Raw genomic sequence first — 21,027 nt, 5'->3', positions numbered from 1 at the left:
CCGGCCTGGTCGTCGAACTCATTCCGCCGCTCCCACGGTCGTCTCCACGGCCCCGAGGTCCGCCCGGCCGAGCCGCGGCACCCGGCCCCAGTTGCCGGGGTGCCAGGGCTCCTGGTCGTCGCTGGGCCAGGCCCGGAACTCCAGGCCGAGTTCCCGGCAGAGGTACTGGACGGCGAACCGCCCGCTGGTGGCCGCCCGGATCAGGCCGCCCATGCCGACCCACTGGCCCGCCATCGAGAAGCCGCTCAGCCCCGGCAGCCGCATGCGGTCCTTGTTGACCAGCCGGTTGGCGGCGTCCTCGGCGTCGGAGAACGCCTGCCAGGCGAGGATGCTGCCGTAGGTGTTGCCGGTGAACCGCTCGGTCGTGACGGGCGAGGCCACGGTGAGCAGCTCGATCCGGCCCGCCAGCCCCGGGTGCGTCCGCTCCAGGAACTCCCGCACGAAGTCGGCGACTTCCTGCTTCCTGGCGCGGTACGCCCGGCGGTCGGCCGCGCGGAGCGCCTTCCACGAGGCGTGGTCGCTGAAGTACATGCAGTGCAGGATCGACTTGCCCGGCGGCGCGAACCCGTCGCCGTAGCGCGAACGCAGCTGCACCACGAGGCTGTCCTGGAGCGCGCCGGGCAGTCGGGCGCCCTCCTCGGGGGTGAGCAGGTACGTGGTGCTGTGCGCCCCGCCGGGCGGCAGCGGGCCGTCGACGCCGACGAAGACCGAGACGGCGGCCGGGTACAAGTTGCCCGGGATGTCGAGGAGTTCGTGGTAGAGCCGGTCCGCCGTCGGGCTCGTCCAGCGGCCCTCCAGCAGGCGGTCGACGGTGGTCGGGCCGTCGCACGCGGACACCACGTGGTCGGCGTAGTGCGTGCTGCCGTCCCGCAGCCGCACCCCGACCGCCCGGCCGTCCTCGACCAGGATCCGCTCGACCCGGCGGCGGTAGCCGACCACCCCGCCGAGCGAGGTGTAGCGCTCCTCCACCGAGCGGGCCAGCCCGAGCGAACCGCCCTGCGGGAAACCGGCGTTGCCGTTGTGCGCGGCGGCCAGCGTGTACAGGTACGGCAGCAGCGGGAAGCCGGCCGGCTCCTGGAGGAACATGTTGGGCAGGGCCCGCCGGAGCAGCGGGTCCTGGAAGCGGTCGGCGAAGCCCCGCATCGGGGTGGTCGCGGTGCGCCAGAACAGCCGGAACGCGGGCAGGACGGCGCGCGCGGTGCGCAGGCGCTGGGCCGCCGTCCGCAGTGGCGGGGGCGTGACCTCCCAGGGCAGGTCGAGCGCGGCGAAGCGGCGGAAGTCCTTGCAGAAGGAGCGGATCAGCGGCGCGTCGGCCGGGGAGGTCTCCAGCAGGTGCCGTTCGAGCCGGTCGGGGTCGTTGTAGAAGGTGACGGCCCGGCCGTGCTCGTCGACGACGCGGTTGAAGACGTCGAACTCGGTCACCGACTTGCCGTCCAGCGCGCCGAGTTCGCGCCACACCTGGTGGCCGCCGGCGCCCGGTGCGGTGCCGATCAGCCAGTCGATGCAGTAGTCGAAGAGGTAGCCGTCGCGGGACCACGCGGTGCAGCAGCCGCCGGGCAGCACGTGCTTCTCGAAGATGCGCGTCTCCATGCCGCTCATCTGCGCGTAGCAGCCGGTGGCGAGGCCCGCGATGCCCGCGCCGATGACGATCACCCGGGGCGGGCCGCCGGGAGGGCGCTCCCGGGCGGTCCAGTCCGGGCCGCGGTCAGGCGTGGCCATCGGCGCCGCCTCCGGCCAGGATCGTGCCCGCCAACTCGGCGTTCCGGGCGGCGAATTCGCCGTCCATCATCTCGGCGTGGGTGCCGTGCCCGCCGAGCACCGCGGTGCCGGCGGTGGAGGCGCCCTGCCAGGAGCCACCTGACCCGCCCGTGTGGAGGACCACCTGCTCGCGGTCGCAGACCACGGTGAGCGGGGCGGCGACGGTACCGGTGTTGGGTGTGCGGCTGCAGAACTCCAGGTAGTCCCGGGCCTGTTCGAGGGTCTCCTGGGCGACGATCGTCGACCCGGTGTGCCGGTGCAGGTGCTCGCGGAGCTCCCGCTCGAACGCGGCGAGGTGCTCCTCGCCGAGCGCGTAGGCCTCCGTGATCCGGTAGGAGTCCAGGACGACGACGGCACTCACCGCGCGGCCGCGCCGCTCCAGCTCCTTCGCCACCTCGAAGGCGAGGTTGCCGCCGAGCGAGTAGCCGAGCAGGACGTACGGGCCGTCCTCGTGCAGCGCCTCGACGAGGTCCGCGTACCGGGCCGCCTTGTCGTCTCCGGAGAGGTAGTTGAAGGCGGCGATCCGGTGGCCGGGCAGGTGCGCGGCGAGCTGGCGGTAGACCAGGCCGTGCCCGCCGGCGGGCGGGAAGCAGAACACCGTCCGCTCGGGCGGCGCGTCCCGGTTGAACCACAGGTGGGGCTCGCCGCCCGCCGCCTCGCCGGTGATGATCTGCTCGACGGCGCGCGCCATGCCGTGCAGGGTGGTGACCGCGAAGAGCCGGCCGACCGGGACGGCGATGTTGAACTCGGTCCGCAGGTGGTGGATGAGTTCGATCAACCGGATGGAGCTGCCGCCGAGTTCGAAGAAGTCGTCCTGCAGACCGACCCCGTCCACCCCGAGCAGCGCCTCCCAGTGGGCGGCCATCCGGGTCTCGTAGAGCGTGACCGGGGGCTCGTGCCGCTCCCCGCCGGCCTCGACGCGCGGTTCCGGCAGCGCGGCGAGGTCGACCTTGCCGCTCGACGTCAGCGGCAGGGCGGGCAGTTCGGTGAACCAGGACGGGATCATGAAGGTGGGCAGCCGCTCGGACAGGTGGCGCCGCAGCTCGCCGCGGTCCAGTACGGAACCCTCCGCCGGGACGCAGTACGCGCACAGGACGGCCTCGCCCGCCATATCTTGACGGATCGTCACACACACCTGCGCCAGTTCCGCCCGGTCGGCCAACTGGGCCTCCACCTCGCCGAGTTCGATCCGGTGGCCGCGCACCTTCACCTGGTTGTCGATCCGGCCGAGCAGGTGCGCGGTGCCCCCGGCGTCCCAGTGGCCGAGGTCGCCGGTGCGGTAGAGCCGGACCGGCCCGTCCAGGTCGAGGGTGGTGAAGCGCTCGGCGGTCTGCCCGGGGTCGTTCGGGTACCCGTCGGCCACGCCCGCGCCGCCGATCCACAGTTCGCCGGGGACACCCGGCGGCACCGGCTCGCCGTGACGGTCGAGGATGTAGAGCGCGCTGTTGGGGAACGGCCGCCCGATGGGCACCATCCGGCCCGGTTCCAGGGCGTCCACCAGCCCCTCGAAGTAGGTGCTGTCCACGGTGGCCTCGGTCAGGCCGTAGGAGTTGACCACCCGGGTCCGCGGGCCGCACAGGGCGCTCAGCCGGGCGTGCTCGCCGGCCTTCCAGAGGTCGGAGCCGACGACCAGCAGCCGCAGGAAGTCCAGCCGCAGGTCCTCGCGCTCGCAGTGGGCGAGCAGGGCGCGGGCCACCGCCGGGACGAACTCACCGCCGTCGACGCCCTCTTCGCGCATCGTCCGGTACAGCCGGGCGGGGTCGAAGAGCAGCTCGCGGTCGACCAGGACGAGCGTGCCGCCCGAGCCGAGCGCCCGGGCGAGGTCGCCGGTGAAGACGTCGAAGGAGACGCCGGCCATCTGCAGGTGCACCCGGACGTCGGTGTCCAGCCGGTACTCGGCCCGCCAGCCCGCGGCCACCGCGGCGAGGCTGCGGTGGGCCACCCGGACGGCCTTCGGGCGGCCGGTCGAGCCGGAGGTGTGGATCACGTACGCGGGCCGGTCCGGGTCGGTGCCGGGCAGCGGGGCGTCCTCGGCCGCCGAAACCGCCAGGTCCTCCAGGGTCACCAGCGGGACGGGCAGCCCCGCCGGGGCCGGGAGCTCCTGGTCGACGACGACGAGGACGGCGCCCGCGTCCGCGACCTGGTAGGCGAGGCGGTCGGCCGGGTGCCCGGGGTCGAGCGGCAGGTAGGCGGCGCCCGCCCGCCAGACCGCGAGCAGCGTGCCGATCAGCTCGGGCGACTTGGCCAGGCAGACCGCCACCACCGAGCCCTCCCGCACGCCGAGTTCGCGCAGCCGCAGGGCGGCCCGCTGGGAGCGGTGGTCGAGCTCCGCGTAGGTGAGCCGCCGCGCCTCGCCGGGCCCCGTGCGGCCGGGCGCCACCACGGCGACGGCCTCGGGGTGTTCTGCGGCGGCCTTGGCGAACAGGTCGGGCAGCGGCACGTCGTGCTCCAGGACGCGTCCGGTGCCGCTGAACTCGGTGAGCACGAGCCGCCGTTCGTCCGCGCCGAGCATCGGCAGCCGGTCGGTGGGCCGCTCGGCGGCGGCGCGCGTCATGGCGTCCACGAGGTTGCGGTAGTGCCCGGCCATCCGCTCGACGGTCGGGGCGTCGAAGAGGTCGGAGTTGTACTTGAACACGCAGTGGAAGCAGCCGTCCGCCGCCTCCTCGTAGGCGGAGAGCGTCAGATCGAACTGTCCCTCCTCCTCGGGCAGTTCGATGTAGTCGAGGCGGTAGCCGTCGCGCTCGACGGCGACCTTGTGGGTGAGCAGGATGAACATCGCCTGGAACACCGCCGAGCGGCTGGGGTCGTGCTGGAGCCCCAACTGCTCGACCAGCAGCACGAACGGGTACTCCTGGTTGTCCAGCCCGCCGAGCACCGTCTCCCGGACCCGCCCCAGCAGCTCGGCGACCGTCGGCTCCCCGGCCAGGCTCACGTGCAGCGGCAGCGGGTTGACGAAGTACCCGTAGACGGAGGCGAATTCCTCTTGCGTGCGCCCGGTCACCGGGCTGCCGACGATGATGTCCTCCTGCCCGGACCAGCGGTTCAGCAGCAGGTAGTACGCGCTCAGCAGGACCATGAACGGCGTGGCGTTGTGCGCGCGGGCCAGCTCGTGCACGCGCGCACTGAGCTCGGCGTCCAGCTGGAAGAAGACCGACGCGCCGTTGTGCGTCTGCACGGCCGGCCGGGGCCGGTCGGTGGGCAGGCTGAGGATCGGCACCTCGGCGGGCAGGTGGCCGCGCCAGTAGTCGAGCATCCGGCGGGCCTCGGGACCGGCCAGGAAGCGGTTCTGGTGGTTGAGGAAGTCGAGGTAGCGGGCGGGCACCGGCGGCAGCTCGGGCGTGCGGCCCGCCGTCAGCGCCTCGTAGACCTCGAACAGCTCCTCGATGAAGGTGAACGTCGAGATCGCGTCCGACACGATGTGGTGGACGGCCTTCATCAGCACCCAGTGCTCCGGCCCGCGCCGGAACATCCGCAGCCGCACCAGCGGGTCGCGCTCCAGGTCGTACGGCTTGCGGTACTCCGCGACGATCAGGTCCTGGACCTCCGCCCAGGGCCGGCCCTCGACGTCGACCAGCGCCGTGTCGACGACGGCCTCGTCCCGGATCCGCTGCACCGGGCGGCCCTCCTCCGCGGTGAAGGCGGCGCGCAGCGCGGGGTGGCGGGCGACGACGGCGCGGAAGGCCTCGGCGAACAGCCCGGGGTCGATCGCGGTGCGGACCTCGACGGCTCCGCCGATGTTGTAGGCGAAGCCGTCGGGGTGGAGCTGCTTGAGGAACCAGAGCGCCTTCTGGTTGTGGGTGAGCGGGTAGCACCGCTCGTCGGTGTGCAGGTCGACGGCCGCGCGCGCGGCCGTGCCGTCGTCGGCGGCCAGGGCGGCGAGGCCGTCGTGCAGGAGGTCCAGCAGTTCGCCGGCCGGGCCGTTGCTCAGCAGGGCCACCACCGGCAGCGCGACGCCGAGTTCGCCGAGGACGCGGGCTCGCAGCTCCATGGCGAGCAGCGAGTCCAGGCCGTGCGCGCCGAGCCGGGTGTCCTCGTCGATCCGCTCGGCACCGATCCGCAGCACCGCGGCGACGGCGGCGGCGAAGCGCTCGGCGACCAAGGCACGGCGGCCCGCCGGGTCGGCGGCGCGGAAGGCGGCCAGGAGCCCGCCGGTCTCGGCCTGGGCGGGTTCGGCGGCGCCGGCCGCGAGGTCGGCGACGAGCGGCGGCGGCGCGGGGTACCAGGCGAGGAAGACCGGCCAGTCGACGACGGTCGCGACGAGCAGCTGGGCCCGGTCCTGCCCGATCACCCGTTCCAGGACGGCGGTGCCGGCCTCGGGCGGGAGCGAGCTCATGCCGCGGGCGTCCCGGTAGTGGGCGACGAGGCCGAGCTCCTCGATCATGCCGGTGGCCCACGGGCCCCAGTCGAGGCTGATCGCGGGCAGGCCGTCGGCGCGGCGGTGGTGGGCGAGCGCGTCCAGGAAGGCGTTGCCCGCCGCGTAGTTGGTCTGTCCGGCGGTGGTGAGCAGGGAGGCGACGGAGGCGAACAGCACGAAGTGGTCGAGCGGTTCGTCGCGGAGCAGCCGGTGCAGGAGGTGGCCGCCGGCCACCTTGGGCAGGTAGCCGGCGTCGAAGGCCGCGCGGTCCATCTGCGGGAGCAGGGTGTCGCGGACCTGTCCGGCGAGGTGGAACACGCCTCGGACGGGCGGGAGTTGGCGGTCCCGGTAGTCGGCGAGCCAGGCGCCGAGGGCGGTCTCGTCGGTGACGTCCACCGGCGCCACGAGGGCCTCGGCGCCGAGTGCCTCCAGCTCGCGCAGGAAGGCGATGCGGGCACCGGCCGGGCTGTCGGGGTCGGTGTGCCGCCACTGGTCGCGCTCGGGCAAGGCGGTGCGGCCGAGCAGGATCAGCCGCCGGGCGCCGCGCCGCACGAGGGTGCGGCACAGCAGCCGGCCGAGGGCGCCGAACGCCCCGGTGACGAGGTAGCTGCCGTCGGGCCGCAGGCTCAGCGGCAGCGGCTTGGTGAGCCCCTCCGCGGGGCGCAGCCGGCTGGTGAGGCGGCGGCCGCTGCGCAGGGCGATCTCCTGCTCGCCGTGGGCGGCCGACGCGGTCAGTTCGCGCAGCAGCGCGTCGACCTCGTCGAGCAGGTCCGTGGGGGCGTCGAGGCCGATCGGCCTTCCGTGCCCGGTGGCACCGTCCAGGTCGATCAACGTGCCGCGCTGGGCGACGAGTTCCTGTTGCCACAGCACCCGGCCGAGGCCCCAGGCGGGGGCGCCGAGCGGTTCGACGCGGTCGTCGGGGCCGGTGGCCTGGGTGCCACGGGTGACGATGTGCAGCCGTCCGTCCGGTCGCGCGTCGGGCAGGGCCTGGGCGAGGGCGACGAGCGAGTAGGCGCCGAGGCCGGCCAGGCGGTCGAGGTCGGTGTGGAGGGAGTCGTCCAGGCGGGGCTGGTCGAGGTTCCAGAGGTGGGCGACCGTACGGAACGCGGGGTCGAGGTCGGCGAGGAGGCGGGTGAAGTCCTCGGCCGCCTCGGGGCGGACGGTGGAGCCTTCGGGGGTGTGCCGGTAGCCGTCGCCGGGCCGCACGAGGTGGCAGCGGATGCCGCGCTCCCCCGCCCGGGCGGCCAGGCGTTCGGCGAGGCCGCCCGCGTCGGCGAGCAGGACGAGGCCTCCGGCGTCGGTCTCCTCGGACTCCCCGGCCTCCTCGGGCCCCTGCGCCTCCTCGGACTCCCGTGCCTCCGCCCAGGCGAGTTCGGTGAGCCAGCCGTCGATGGTGGCGAGGCCGACGGAAGAGGCGGCGCGGGCGACGTCGGCGACGCGGAAGCCGGTGATCCGGCCGAGCGGGGCGCCGTCCTCGGCGTACACGGCGAGATCGCCGAGGAGCTCGTCCCCGGTGTCGCGGGTGACGGTCGCGTGGGCCCAGACCGGCTGGTCGCCGACCGGGCCGAGGCGCACCTCGCCGATCGACACCGGCAGCCGCACGCCGTCGCCGTCGCCCTGGAGCACCTGGGCGGCGAGGAGCGTCTGGAAGCACGCGTCGAGCAGCACCGGGTGCACGTGGTGGCCGGCGGCGTCCTCGACCGTGGGGCTGATCCGGGCGAGCGCCTCGCCGGGTGCCGTCCACACCTCGTCGACGGCCTGAAAGGCGGGGCCGTAGTGGTAGCCCCGGGCGGCCAGCGCGCGGTAGCAGTCGGCCTTCCCGTGACGGGTGCCGCGCGCGCGGACGGCGTCGGCGTCGAGCGCGGGCCCGTGGGCGCGGCGCTGGCCGGTGCGGATCCGGCCGCTCGCGTGCACCACCGGGTCGCCGCCGGCGGGCAGCGACGCGACGCCGAACCGGCCGTCGTCCGGGAGGAAGGAGAACTGCGCCCTGGTGGGCTCCGCGTCGGAGAGCACCAGCGCCCGGGCGAGGTCGACGTCGGCGAGCACCGCGTCCGTCCCGCCGGTCAGCGTCCGGACGGCCTGGGCGGCCATCTCCAGGTAGCCCGCGGCCGGGAACACCGCGCTGCCCTCGATGCGGTGGTCGGACAGGTACGGCAGCTTCTCGACGTCGAGCGCGTTCTCCCAGGTGGGCTGCGCGGCGGCGGTCCGGCGGCCGAGCAGCGGGTGGTCCGACTCGCCGCGCCGGACCTGCTCGACCGGCTTCGGCTCGGCCCAGTACCGGTCGCGCCGCCACGGGTAGCAGGGCAGCGGCACCGGGCGGCCGGCCGGGTGGAGGGCCGCCCAGGACGGCTCCACCCCGAGGGTGTGCAGCTCGGCGAGGGTGCGGGTGACGCGCTCGGGCTCGTCCTCGCGGCGGCGGACGGAGGGCAGCGCGCGGACGTCCGGGTCGCGGTCCGCCAGGCACTCGCGGATCGCGTGGCCGAGCACCGGGTGCGGGCCGACCTCCAGGTACAGCCCGTACCCGTCCTCGGCCATCAGCTCGACGGCGGCCTTGAAGCGCACCGGGTGGCGGACGTTGCGCCACCAGTACGCGGCGTCCAGCTCGGGCCCGAGGGCGCGGCCCTCGTCGGCGGTCAGGTAGAGCGGCACCTGCGCCGCGCGCGGCTTGATGCCCGCGAGCGCCGTCAGCAGCTCCTCGCGGATCGGGTCCATCCGCACGCTGTGGTAGGGGACTTCGACGTCCAGGAACTTCGCGAACACCCGCTCCTGCCGCAGTTCCTCGGCGAGGGCGCCGAGCGCGTCGGCGTCGCCCGCGAGGGTGACCGCGCTCGGCCCGTTCACGGCCGCCAGCGACACCCGCTCGCGGTGCGGGCGGATCCGGCGCTCCGCGTCGGCCTCCGGCAGGCCGACGGCGAGCATCGTGCCCGTCCCGGCGAGGCGGTGCTGGAGGCGGCTGCGGTGCAGCACCACCGTGACGGCGTCGGCCAGGTCGTACACCCCGGCCTCGTGGAACGCGGCGACCTCGCCGGTGCTGTGCCCGACGACCGCGTCCGGCCGTAGGCCGCGGCTCCGCCACAGTGCCGAAAGACCGACCTGGAGAGCGAAGTTGGCGGTCTGCGCGAGCCAGGTCTCGGCCATCCGCGACTCGTCCTCGCCGCGGGCGAGTTCGTCGAGCAGCGACCACCCGGCCTGCGCGCGAATCTCCCGGTCGCACGCGTCGACGGCCTCGCGGTAGACCGGCTCGCTCGCGTACAGCCCCCGGCCCATCGCCCACCACTGCGGCCCCATGCCGGTGAACACCCAGGCCAGCCGGCGCTGTCGGCGCTCGCGGGCCCGCCCCTGGACCACCCGGGGGTGCGGTTCGCCGCGCTCGTACGCCGCCAGCGCCTCGTCCAGGGACTCCCGGGAGGCGTACGCGACGGCGAGGCGCTCGGGCAGGTGCTCGCGCCGGTGCGCGAGGGTGTGCGCGAGGTCCACGAGGTCCGTGCCGTCGGCGAGTTCACGGCGGATGCCGGCGGCCAGCTCGGGCAGTGCGGCCGCGTCGCGGGCGCTCAGCGGTAGCACCGTGCACGCCGGCGCGGGCAGTGCCGCGGGATCCGGGGCGACGGGCTCGCGCGGCGGCGGCTCCTCCAGCAGGACGTGCGCGTTGGTGCCGCCGAAGCCGAAGGAGTTGACCCCCGCCCGCGCCGGCCCCTCGTGCTCGGGCCAGTCGACGGCGGTGCGCGGGATCTCGAACGGCAGCACGTCGAGGTCGATGTCGGGGTTCGGCCGCTCCAGGTTGATGTGCGGCGGGATCCGCCGGTGTTCGAGCGCCAGCGCCGTCTTGATCAGCCCGGCCACTCCGGCGGCGGACTCGGCGTGCCCGATGTTGGTCTTGACCGAGCCGACGTAGCAGCGTTCCCCCGGCCGCCGCCCGACCGCGAGCACCCGGCCGAGCGCATTGGCCTCGATCGGGTCGCCGACCGGGGTCGAGGTGCCGTGCGCCTCGACGTACTGCAGGCCGCCGGGCCGCACCCCGGCCTCGGCGCACACCCGCTCGATCAGCGTGACCTGGGCGTCCGCCCGCGGCACGGTGATGCCGTTGGTGCGGCCGTCCTGGTTGACGCCGCTGCCGATGATCACCGCGTGCACCGGGTCGCCGTCGCGCAGCGCGTCCGACAGCCGGCGGAGCACCACCACGCCGACGCCCTCGGCCCGCACGTACCCGTCGGCGGCGGCGTCGAAGGCCCGCGAGCGGCCGTCCGCCGAGAGGAACCCGCCCTTCGTCTCGCCGATCGTGTACTGCGGCGCCATGTGCAGCAACGTGCCGCCGGCCAGGGCGAGTTCGGTCTCGCCGCGGAGCAGGCTCTGGCAGGCCAGGTGCACCGCGACCAGGGAGGAGCTGCACGCGGTGTCGATCGAGACGCTCGGGCCGCGGAAGTCGAAGCAGTGCGAGATCCGGTTCGACACCATCGTCATCATGGTGCCGGTGGCGGTGTGCGCGGCGAGCGTCTCGAAGCCCAGGTCGGCGAACTGGAGGATCTTGTAGTCCAGGGTGAACGCGCCGACGTACACCCCGACGTCCCGGCCCGCGAGCTCCGACGGCCGCTGCCCGCCGTCCTCCAGCGCCTCCCAGGCGACCTCCAGCAGCTTGCGCTGCTGCGGGTCCATGTAGGCGGCCTCGCGCGGGCTGATGCCGAAGAACTCCGGGTCGAAGGTGTCGAAGCCGTCGATGTACCCGCCCCGGCCGCCGATCAGCCGCCCCGGTTTGGCCCGGTCCCGGCTGCCCAGCGACGCGACGTCGTAGCGGTCGGCCGGCGTCGGGACGAGACAGTCCCGGCCCGCCAGCAGGTTGCGCCAGTACGACCGGTGGTCGTTGGCGTGGCCGGGCAGGCGGCAGCCGATCCCGGTGATCGCGATCCGTTCGCTGGGCACGTCGAGGGGCGAGGAGGTCATGGTCCAATCCGGGGGTTCGGTTCGCGTTCACGAAATTCCCTGGACGGAGAAACTCGTTTCGACTGCGAACACGCGGTCCTATGGAAATCCGATTCCTAAGACAATCCGATCACTACTGCCGGCGGGCACAGTGCGATTTCTCACGCCCCGAATAATCCGGCAGAGACGGATGGAAGCGGACATCTGACCCGACGGGCAATGGCGGACAGCACGCGCTCCCAGGCTTTTCGATGGCGGACGAACGGAAACGCCAGTGATGCTAGCCCGACCCACCCACTACGAAGCTGATTCGACGTGCGGATTACACGAATGGCGGAATATTCCAGAGCGTCTTTGACGATCTTCTGGATCGATCGTGCACACCCCGGCAAAGCTGGTTCCAGACCATTGGCCACGAACCCCCACCCGCGGGGCCGCCGGAGGATCCATGTCCATCGATGAGCGCACGCTGATTCCCCTGCACCGCCGCAAGCCCGCCGCGCACGGCGCGCCCCGGCTCACCGCGCTGCCCAACGGCACGCCCGCCTGGCTGATCACCCGCTACCCCGACGTCCGGCAGGTGCTCACCGACCCGGCGTTCGGGCGGGCCGCGCTGTTCGCGCCGGACGCCCCCTCGCTCGGTTCCGTCTCCGGCCTGGAGGGCGATCCCGGCTTCATCAGCAACATCGACGGCCCGGAGCACCGGCAGCTGCGCGCCCTCATGCAGCAGGCCTTCACCCGCAAGGCCATCGACGCGTGGACGCCCTGGCTGACCTCCGTGGTCGAGCGGCTCGTCGAGGACGTCGTCGACCAGGGCCCCCCGGCCGACCTGGTCGCCTCGCTCACCATGCCGCTGCCGGTCGACGTGATCAGCCGCCTGATGGGCGTGGAGGACGTCGACCGGCAGCGGCTGCGCCACTGGACCGACCACCTGTTCGCCGACCGCAGCCAACCCGTCGACGAAGTCCGGGTGGTACTGGCCGAGTTCTACGCCTTCGCCGCCGAACTCCTGGACCGGCGGCGGCGCGAGCCCGGGGAGGACCTGGTCAGCCGCATGGTGGCGGCGGCCGACCAGCAGGGCGGCGTCTCCGAGGAGCGCATGGTCAAGCTGATCTGCGGGCTGATCGCCGGCGGCCACGAGACGACCGTCGCCACGCTCGGCAACTTCCTGGTCTACCTGCTCGACGAGCGCCCGGACGCCTGGCCGCGGCTCACCTCGGAGGACGCCGCCCAGGCGGCCGCCGACCGGCTGCTGCACACCATCCCGCTCGGCGACGGGCAGGGCGCCCTGCGCCGGTCCGTCCGGGAGACGGTGGTCGGCGGGGTGACGATCCCGGCCGGCGCGGTGGTGATCGTCGACCGGGCGAGCGCCGACCAGGACCCGGAGGTCTTCGCCACCGGCCTGGCCGACGGACTCTTCGAACCGCTGGAGGCCACGACCCTGGCCTTCAGCGCCGGACCGCACCACTGCCTGGGAGCCTGGCTCTCCCGCCTCGAACTGCGCCTCGCCCTCCACCGCCTCGCCACCCGCCTCCCGGACCTGCGGCTCGCCGAGCCCGTCGAGGCCATCGAGTGGCGCTGCGTGTTCTCCACCCGCAGCCCGCGCCGGCTCACGGTGACGTGGTGAGGCCGGGCGGGTGACCGGGCGTCCGACCAGCCTTCAGCAGGCGCAGGAGATGCCCGAGCGCGGGGCCGTCAGGTCGTCGATCGGCCGCTGCTCGGTGCCGTTGTCGGTGTCGTACGCGAAGCCCTCGCGGGCCCAGTACTCGAAGCCGCCGAGCATCTCCTTCACCCGGTAGCCGAGGCGGGCGAAGGCGAGGGCGGCCCGGGTGGCGCCGTTGCAGCCGGGGCCCCAGCAGTAGGTGACGACGGTGGCCCCGCGGTCGACCAGCCGCGGGGCCAGCTCCGCGATGCGGGCGGTGGGCAGGTGCAGGGCGCCCGGGATGCGGCCCTGGGACCACGCCACCTCGCTGCGCGAGTCGACGACGACCAGGCCCGGGACACCGGCCAGCAGGTCGGCGCGCACGTCCGAGACATCCGCTTCGAAGGTGAGGCGGGAGAGGAAGTGGGCGGCGGCGAGGGCCGGGTCGGCGGCGGGGACGGAGAGGACGGCGCTGGTCATCGGGGTGCTCCTGGGGTGGTGGCCGCTGGTGATGTGCTCATCCTGGCCCGCGCCCCGACCCGCCCACGAGTGTCGTGATCGCCTGTCTTCGTCAAGATCCCGCCAGCTCCCGATGGGCCGCCCCGGGCCCCTTTCAGGGCCCCGCCGGCTCCGCGAGTGTCCCGTCTCACCGAAGTTCGACCGATCCTCCGAGGAGCCGGCTGGAAATCCCGGGCGCTCCCACCAGGTCATCTGCCATGCTCAGGCGCGTGCCAGCTCGTAACCGCCGCCTGCCGCGGCACCTTTCGTGGCCCCTCACGTCGACGGATATCAGCTCCGGCCTCGGAGAGGTACCGTCCGATGCCCTGCAGCTCGGCTTCGGCGGCCTCGGCTCGACCGACGGGATCATCCTCGCGGCCTCCTGGACGCCACCCATCGGTTCGAACTACGGCAACGGCCTACACCCCCGCTCGTGGTCGAGTGTCTGGATCATCGTCGTCCCCGTCCCGAGCGGCGAGCGGGCCGCCGCCCGCCGGATCCTGCGCGAGCAGGCACTCCCCGAACTTCGGCAGTGGATCGAAAGCGCCCGCACCGGATCCGAAGCATGGGCGCTGAGCAGGCACAGCATCGCTTGGAAGCTCACCGGCCAGTGCCTCCATCTCAGCCGCGACGGGCAGCCCTACCACCCGGTCAGACTCCCGTGAGACGGACCGGCTGCGGTCAAACTTCGGCGAGACTCGTCAAGCGTCGATGAGACAGCTCCGCGAGCCGGTGCGCCTCCACCGGGCGGTGCGCAGCCAAGCGCTCGCGCAGGCCTCGGAGTTCGTATCCGACGAGCGCCGGCAGGGCCGTGTCCGGCGCCTGTTCCAGCGTGCGGCCGAGCAGGGCGACGGCGGTCTGCGGGTCGTGCGCGCACGCGTGGCAGTCCGCGACCCGGACGGTGAACAGTAGCCGGGTGGACGGCAGTTGGGCCGGCCCGAGCAGCTGGAGCGCACTCTCCGCGGCGGCCAGCGCGTGCCGGGCGAGCGCCGGGTCGCCGACGGCGGCGGCAACATCCCGCAGGGCCGCAGCCGCGCCGGACTCGACCCGCATCCGCATGGAGGCGATGGAGAGCCACGGCGCGTCGGCCTCGTCGCGCGGCCCGATGTGGTCGAGGTGGAGCCGGGCGCGGCCGATGTGCCGGACGGTCTCGCGGACGTCGCCGGTCAGCGCGTGCGCCCTGGCCCGGCCGATCTGGCCCATCGCCGCCGCCCAGTGCCGCCCGGGCGCGACCCGGCCGGTCTCGCGGGCGTAGCCGAGGGCGGCCGCCGGGTCGCCGTCGAGCCGGGCCAGGGTGCTCATGTCGCTGAGCGCGGCGACCTGGGTGGCCGTGTCGCCGGCGAGTTCGGCCCAGGTGAGCGCCCGGTCGAAGCAGGCCATGGCGGTCGCGTTGCGGCCGCCCTGCATGCGCAGCGCGCCGGCGGCGTGCGCGTACTCGGCGGCGAGGCGGGCCAGCGGGCGCCGCTGCTCGGCGGAGGCGGACGCGGAGGCGAGCCGGGCGAGGACGGCGCGCAGGGTCCGCTCGACGGCGGCGGCGAGGCCGGGGTGGGCGGCGGTCTCGCCGGAGCGCAGCCGGGCGGCGAGGAGCCCGGTGAGGGCGTGTGCGGTGTCGGCGTCCAGGGGTGGCGGGGCGGCGGGGTCGGCCGCGCAGAACCCGGCGTGCAGGGCGGCGAGTTCGGCGGGAGCGGGCACGGCGCAGCCGTCTGCGCCGTGGAGGGGGCAGAGCAGTCCGTAGTCGGGCAGGCGGCGCGGCGGCGCGCACCACGGGGCTTGCGGGCCGCGCTCGTCGGGGTCGCCGGGCAGCGGCGGGCGGGTGAGGCCGGGGGCGAACGGCAGGACGGCGGCGTTGAGTTCGGCCTCCTCGGCCCGCGCGAGGGCGCCGCGCAGTTCACCCCCGGCGGCGAGGAGGTCGTCGAGCCGGTCGGCGACGCGCGGGGTGACCCGGCGGGTGCCGTGCTCGATCTTGCTGACGGCGGTGTGGTCGTAGCCGATGCCGGCGCCGAGCTGGGCCTGGGTGAGTCCGGCCCGCCGCCGCCAGTGGCGCAGCCGGGCGCCGAACTCGCGCCAGGGCCCGTCCGGTTGGGGCGTCGACGGCTGGGGTGCGGACGGCCTGGGCGTCGACGGCTGGGTCGTCGACGGCTGGGGCGCGGCCACCCGGTTCCGGTGCACGGCTGCCTCCCGCGGTAGCGCTCCAACCCCGGCCCCCGGAACGTTCACGGACCGTCCGACGATGAGGACGGTACTCGACGGCACGCGATCCGTACATGACGTGGTCTCAACCAATTCGGGCTTCCGGACGACCCCGGGCGGACCCCCGGCGCCTTGACGGAATTTGCCAACCCTTGGGCACCTCCGCACCGCCCATTGACCCGGCCATGACGACATGTGAGGGTTCCGGCACCCGAGCGCGGACGGCCCGCAGCGAACGGCCGTCCCCCAGACGCGGCCCGCGGAACGCAGCTCCACGCACCACCCCGCACCACCACGCCGTCCGCGGTCGAGGACCCCCACGTTCGAGGAGCCTCGATGCAACGCAGACTGACCACGGGCCGGTTGCTCACCACGGCGACCACCCTGACCGTGCTGGCCGGCCTGATCGCCGCCACCGGCGCCGGGCCGGCCGCCGCCGCGGACCCAGGTCCCTCCGCCGCCCCGCCCAGTGCCCTGGCCGCCGCCGTCAACGCCGCCGACGCCGCCGCGGCGGCCGGCCTGGACGCCCTCGCCAAGGGCCCCGGCGAGACGTACGAACGGCGGACCGTCACCCCCTGGCTGAACGGCCTCTACTCCGTCGCCTACGAGCGCAGTTACCGCGGCCTGCCCGTGGTCGGCGGCGACGCCGTCGTCATAGCCGACGGCCAGGGGCGCGTCCAGGGCCTCCAGTCCGCGGCCACCGGCCCGGTCGGCGGCTCGACGACCCCGCAGGTGAGCGCCGCGCACGCGGAGCAGACGGCCCGCACCCGGCTCGCCGCCGTCGACTCGGTGGACACGCGCCGGCTCGTCGTCCGGGTCAAGGACGGCGCCGGACGGCTCGCCTGGGAGACCGTCCTGACCGGCCGCACCGACAGCGCGCCCAGCAAGCTGCACGTGTTCGTCGACGCCGCCACCGGCGAGGTGATCGACACCTACGACGACGTCCGCGCGGGCACCGTCAACAGCAAGTGGAACGGCCCCGGGCCGCTCACCATCAACACCACCAACTCCGGCGGCTCGTACAGCCTGCGCGACCCCAACCGGCCCGGCCTCAGCTGTTCCGACTACGACACCGGGCAGGTGCTCACCAAGTCCTCCGACTCCTGGGGCACCGGCGACCCGTCCAGCAGGGAGACCGGCTGCGGCGACGCCATGTGGGCCGCCCAGACCGAGTGGAACATGCTCCGCGACTGGCTCGGACGCAACGGCCACGACGGCAACGGCGGCAGCTGGCCGGTCAAGATGGGCCTGAACGACGTCAACGCCTACTGGGACGGCAGCTCCGTCTCCATCGGCCACAACCAGGGCGGCGAGTGGATCGCCGCGCAGGACGTCGTCGGCCACGAGTTCGGGCACGGCATCGACCAGTACACTCCCGGCGGCGCCAACAACGAGAACGGCCTCGGCGAGGGCACCGGCGACATCTTCGGCGCGCTCACCAAGGAGTACGCCAACCAGCCCTCGCCCTACGACTACCCCGACTACCAGGTCGGCCGGGAGGCCAACCTGCTCGGCCAGGGCCCGATCCGCAGCCTCTACCAGCCCTCGCTCGTCAACAACGACCCCGACTGCTACTCCTCCTCGATCCCGAGCACCGAGGTGCACGCGGCGGCCGGCCCGCTCAACCACTGGTTCTACCTGCTGAGCCTCGGCTCCAACCCCGGTGGCGGCAAGCCCGCGAGCCCCACCTGCAACGGCTCCTCGGTCACCGGCATCGGCGTCAAGCAGGCCGGGCAGGTCTTCTACGGCGGCATGCTGCTCAAGACCAGCGGCATGACGTACAAGCGCTACCGCACCACCACCCTGACCGCCGCCAAGAACCTCGACCCCACCTGCGGCTTCTACAACCGCACCAAGGCGGCCTGGGACGCGGTCAGCGTGCCCGCGCAGAGCGGCGACCCGAGCTGCACGCCGTCCGGCAACAACGACTTCTCGCTCGCCCTCGGCCCGGCGTCCGGCTCCGTCCAGCCCGGCTCCTCGACCACGGCGACGGTCAGCACGGCCGTCACCTCGGGCACCGCGCAGAACGTCGGCCTGACCGCCTCCGGCGCGCCGGCCGGCGTCACGGCCACCGTCTCGCCGTCCTCCGTGCAGACCGGCTCCTCCGCGACCCTGACCCTGTCCGCCTCCTCGGGCGCCCCGGCCGGGACGTACGTCATCACCGTCACCGGCACCGCCGGCGCGGCCACCCACACCGCCCAGTACACCCTGACGGTCGGCGGCGGCACGCCCGGCGGACCCGCGCCCGACATCGACGTCGCGAAGATCCAGGCCGACCTCGCCCAGCTCAACACCATCGCCGACCAGAACGGCGGCAACCGCCGGGCCGGCAGCGCCGGCCACAGCCAGTCCGTCGCGTACATCAAGGGCAAGCTCCAGGCCGCCGGCTACACCGTCGCCGAACAGACCTGCAGCTCCTGCGACTACCCCTCCAGCAACCTGGTCGCCGACTGGCCGGGCGGCCCCGCCGACCAGGTCACCATGCTCGGCGCCCACCTCGACAGCGTCCAGGCCGGCCCCGGCATCAACGACAACGGCTCCGGCTCGGCCACCCTGCTGGAGAACGCCCTCGCCCTCGCCCAGCAGAACCCGGCCATGACCAGGCACGTCCGCTTCGCCTGGTGGACCGGCGAGGAGCAGGGCCTCCAGGGCTCCCGCTCCTACGTCGGCCAGCTGAGCTCCGCCCAGCGCTCCGCGATCAAGGCCTACTACAACTTCGACATGGTCGGCTCGCCCAACGCCGGCTACTTCATCAACAACATCACCACCGCGCCCGCCGCCCCCATGAAGGCGTACTGGGACTCGCTCAACCTCCAGCCCGAGGAGAACGTCGAGGGCCAGGGCCGCTCCGACGACTACTCCTTCCAGCAGGCCGGCATCGCCACCTCCGGCTACGCGGCCGGCGCGGACGCCGTCAAGACGGCGGCGCAGGCGGCCAAGTGGGGCGGCACCGCGAACCAGTCCTACGACTCCTGCTACCACCAGTCCTGCGACACCAGCGGCAACATCGACCCGACGGCCCTGAAGCGCAGCGCCAACGGCGTCGCGTACACCATCTGGAAGACCTCGGTCGGCGGCACCGCCCCGTCCAACGACTTCTCGGTGTCCGTCAGCCCGGCCAACGGCTCGGTGACGCCCGGCGGTTCGGCCACGGCCTCCGTCTCGACCGCCACCACGTCCGGCTCCGCGCAGAAGGTCAACCTGTCGGCGAGCGGCGCCCCGGCGGGCGTGACGGTCTCCTTCAGCCCGGCCTCGGTGCAGTCCGGCGGCTCGTCGACCATGACGGTCGCCGCCTCCTCCTCGGCCGCCGCCGGCACCTACACCATCACGGTGACCGGCACCGGCACCGCCACCCACACCACCACCTACTCCCTGACCGTCGGGAGCGGCAACCCCGGCGGCACCTGGACCCCCGGCACCACCTACCAGGCCGGCGACGTCGTCACGTACAACGGCGCAAGCTACCGCTGCATCCAGGGCCACACGGCCCAGGTCGGCTGGGAACCGCCCATCGTCCCGGCCCTCTGGCAGCGCATCTGACGTCTCTGACGCGCAGAGGGGAAAAAGAGCTGCGCCGCGGCCCGTCGAGGGGGACGGACCGCGGCGCAGCCGCGCGCGTCGATGACGAGAGGAGAGCACCGGGTCCCGTCGTCATTCCATGATCGCCACTGCCCTGCCATAGAGTTCCGTCCGGATCCGACGGACCGACAGCCGCCGCACCGAGGAGCAGCCCGTGGCCACCGAAGCGCTTTCAATTCCCGAGCTTCCGCTCTCGGCCGTCGAGCAGTGGCGGGCCTCCGGGGCCGACCTCGTCGAGTTGCTCGCGCGGGCGCGGCGGGAGGTCGGGGGGATCGCCGCGGTCCCGCTCGGGGGCGAGCGGGCGACCGTGCTGGTGACGGATCCGGCGGGCGTGCAGCACGTGCTCGGGCGGCATCCGGACCGGTACGTGAAGCGCTCGCACCGGGCGCGGATGCTCGTCGGGGACGGTGTGCTGTCCGCCGGCGGGGATGCGTGGAAGCGTCAACGGCGGCTGCTGCAGTCCCAGTTCACCGGGACGGGCATGCGCCGGTACGAGCAGCGGATCGCCGAGGCGGCGCGGCGGACGGCCGACCGGTGGGCGGGGTACGCCCGGACCGGCGAGACCTTCGACGTCGGCGAGGAGATGCGGCGTTTCGCCCTCGACACGGTGTGGCGGGCCCTCACCGGACACGAGATGGATGACGCCACCGACCGCGAACTCCGGTCGGTGGAACGGGTGGTGGCCGCGATGCCGACCCTGCCCACCAACGCGGCCGACGCCCGCGACGCGGTGGCCGAGGACCTCGCCCGGATCGACGCGATCGCCCAGGCAGCCATCGACGCGGCGCGCACCACCCACGACTCCCCCGGCGTCCTGCACGACCTCCTCGAAGCTTCGCGCCAACACCCCGAGTACACCGACCGGTTGATCCGCGACGAACTCGTCACCCTCATCGTCGCCGGCCACGAGACCACCGCCACCACCCTCACCTGGCTGTACCTCCTCCTCGACCGCCACCCCGAGGCCCGTACGGCCGCCCCCCAGGCGCTCGTCAGCGAGACCCTGCGCCTCTACCCGTCCGCTTGGATGCTCCCTCGGCATGCCACCGAGGACGACGTCATCGCCGGCCACCACATCGCGGCCGGAACGGACGTCCTCGTCTGCCCGTACCTCACCCACCGGGACCCCGCTCTCTGGCCCGACCCCGAGCGCTTCGACCCCACCCGCTTCACCGCCACCGGGACCCGCCCCGCCCACCTCGCCGCCTACTACCCCTTCGGCCTCGGCGCCCGCGCCTGCCTCGGCACCCAGTTCGCCGTCCGCGAGACCACCGCCCTGCTCGAACTGCTCCTCCCGGCGTACTCCCCGACCTTCCTCTCCACCCCCACCGGCGCCGCCTACAGCATCACCGTCCGCCCCGACGGCCCGACGCCGGCGGTGCTGCTCACGTGACCCGGGACGCCTCCAGGGTGCGCACCCGCCTCGCCGCCATGGCCGACGCGGACCCCGAACGCCGCCGCTTCGGCTCCGACCACCACGACTACCGGCTCCGGCCGCCGCTCGCCGAGGAGACCATCCGGGCGTTCGAGCACCGGCACGGCGTCCAACTCCCGTCCTCCTACCGGAGCTTCCTCGCCGACGTCGCCGACGGCGGTGCCGGCCCGGACTACGGCGTCGTGGGCCTGACGGAGGTCCTCGACGAGGAGGACGCCATCCACGGCGTGCGCGAGGACGACCTGCGCCCCGGCGTCCTGGCCACGCCGTTCACCGCGCGCGGCCCGCACGCCGTCGCGGGAAGCCTGGTCATCGCGGAGGGCGGCTGCGGCATGTGGTCCCGCCTCGTCGTCACCGGCCCGAACGCGGGCGAGGTGTGGCACGACGACCCCGACTGGGGCGGTCTCACCCCGGGCCCGGACTTCCGCGACTGGTACGAGGCCTGGCTCGCTCCCGCCGAAGACACCTGACGGCGAGGCGATGGCCCGTCGGAGTGATCGCGCCGCGGTGTCCGCCCCGACGTCGTCGACCCCCGGTCGGGCGCTGCGACGATGGCGCCACATCGAGCGGTCCGCCGTTGCGGGACCGCGCCACCGAACGGGAACACCCGGCCCGGACCGGGCGGCGCCTCGACGGGCCCCGGGGTCCGGGCCGACG

The 21,027-nt window shown here is 74.1% G+C and carries 9 protein-coding genes; 5 read left to right on the top strand and 4 right to left on the bottom strand.

Annotated elements, in window-relative coordinates:
• Nucleotides 1-18 precede the first annotated feature (18 nt).
• Together ACFXDE_RS21605 and ACFXDE_RS21600 are read right to left on the bottom strand one after the other, a co-directional pair.
• A complete protein-coding gene (locus ACFXDE_RS21605) occupies nt 19-1,719 on the bottom strand; it encodes a phytoene desaturase family protein (protein ID WP_380496475.1) in 1,701 nt (566 codons plus the stop codon).
• On the bottom strand, nt 1,706-11,047 hold the full coding sequence (locus ACFXDE_RS21600; protein ID WP_380496474.1) for an amino acid adenylation domain-containing protein: 9,342 nt from the start codon (nt 11,045-11,047) through the stop codon (nt 1,706-1,708). The genes ACFXDE_RS21605 and ACFXDE_RS21600 overlap by 14 nt, the downstream gene beginning before the upstream one ends.
• 427 nt (nt 11,048-11,474) lie before the next feature.
• Between ACFXDE_RS21600 and ACFXDE_RS21595 the strand changes: the two genes are divergently transcribed.
• A complete protein-coding gene (locus ACFXDE_RS21595) occupies nt 11,475-12,653 on the top strand; it encodes a cytochrome P450 (RefSeq protein ID WP_380496473.1) in 1,179 nt (392 codons plus the stop codon).
• A gap of 33 nt (nt 12,654-12,686) precedes the next feature.
• Here the strand turns inward: ACFXDE_RS21595 and ACFXDE_RS21590 are convergent, their stop codons facing one another.
• The gene (locus ACFXDE_RS21590; protein WP_380496472.1) at nt 12,687-13,148 is read right to left on the bottom strand and encodes a rhodanese-like domain-containing protein; all 462 of its coding nucleotides are present in this window, start codon (nt 13,146-13,148) and stop codon (nt 12,687-12,689) included.
• A 248-nt stretch (nt 13,149-13,396) separates the two neighbouring features.
• Between ACFXDE_RS21590 and ACFXDE_RS21585 the strand changes: the two genes are divergently transcribed.
• Nucleotides 13,397-13,831 carry a hypothetical protein gene (locus tag ACFXDE_RS21585; RefSeq protein ID WP_380496471.1) on the top strand — a complete coding sequence of 145 codons (435 nt, stop codon included), beginning with the start codon at nt 13,397-13,399 and terminating at the stop codon, nt 13,829-13,831.
• A gap of 16 nt (nt 13,832-13,847) precedes the next feature.
• On the opposite strand, the gene ACFXDE_RS21580 is transcribed toward ACFXDE_RS21585, so the two are convergent.
• The gene (locus tag ACFXDE_RS21580; protein WP_380496470.1) at nt 13,848-15,335 is read right to left on the bottom strand and encodes a helix-turn-helix domain-containing protein; all 1,488 of its coding nucleotides are present in this window, start codon (nt 15,333-15,335) and stop codon (nt 13,848-13,850) included.
• 357 nt (nt 15,336-15,692) lie between these two features.
• Between ACFXDE_RS21580 and ACFXDE_RS21575 the strand changes: the two genes are divergently transcribed.
• The 3 genes from ACFXDE_RS21575 (at nt 15,693) to ACFXDE_RS21565 (ending at nt 20,840) form a co-directional block, all read left to right on the top strand.
• On the top strand, nt 15,693-18,896 hold the full coding sequence (locus tag ACFXDE_RS21575) for a M28 family peptidase (RefSeq protein WP_380496469.1): 3,204 nt from the start codon (nt 15,693-15,695) through the stop codon (nt 18,894-18,896).
• Nucleotides 18,897-19,089: 193 nt separating this feature from the next.
• Complete coding sequence (locus tag ACFXDE_RS21570; RefSeq protein WP_380496468.1) at nt 19,090-20,328, top strand: cytochrome P450; 1,239 nt, start codon at nt 19,090-19,092, stop codon at nt 20,326-20,328.
• Entirely contained in the window at nt 20,325-20,840 is a 516-nt protein-coding gene (locus tag ACFXDE_RS21565; RefSeq protein WP_380496467.1) for an SMI1/KNR4 family protein, read from the top strand. The genes ACFXDE_RS21570 and ACFXDE_RS21565 overlap by 4 nt, the downstream gene beginning before the upstream one ends.
• The last annotated feature ends 187 nt before the right edge of the window (nt 20,841-21,027 follow it).

It is taken from the genome of Kitasatospora sp. NPDC059408 (genome assembly GCF_042751525.1).
Classification (GTDB): Bacteria; Actinomycetota; Actinomycetes; order Streptomycetales; family Streptomycetaceae; genus Kitasatospora.
Note: the sequence above shows the minus strand (reverse complement) of the source record. Positions and strands in the feature narration are given on the sequence as shown.

Coding starts and splice junctions, on each gene's coding strand:
- ACFXDE_RS21605 (WP_380496475.1), bottom strand. CDS start 1,719: ATGGCCACGCCTGACCGCGGCCCGGACTGGACCGCCCGGGAGCGCCCT.
- ACFXDE_RS21590 (WP_380496472.1), bottom strand. CDS start 13,148: ATGACCAGCGCCGTCCTCTCCGTCCCCGCCGCCGACCCGGCCCTCGCC.
- ACFXDE_RS21600 (WP_380496474.1), bottom strand. CDS start 11,047: ATGACCTCCTCGCCCCTCGACGTGCCCAGCGAACGGATCGCGATCACC.
- ACFXDE_RS21595 (WP_380496473.1), top strand. CDS start 11,475: ATGTCCATCGATGAGCGCACGCTGATTCCCCTGCACCGCCGCAAGCCC.
- ACFXDE_RS21575 (WP_380496469.1), top strand. CDS start 15,693: ATGCAACGCAGACTGACCACGGGCCGGTTGCTCACCACGGCGACCACC.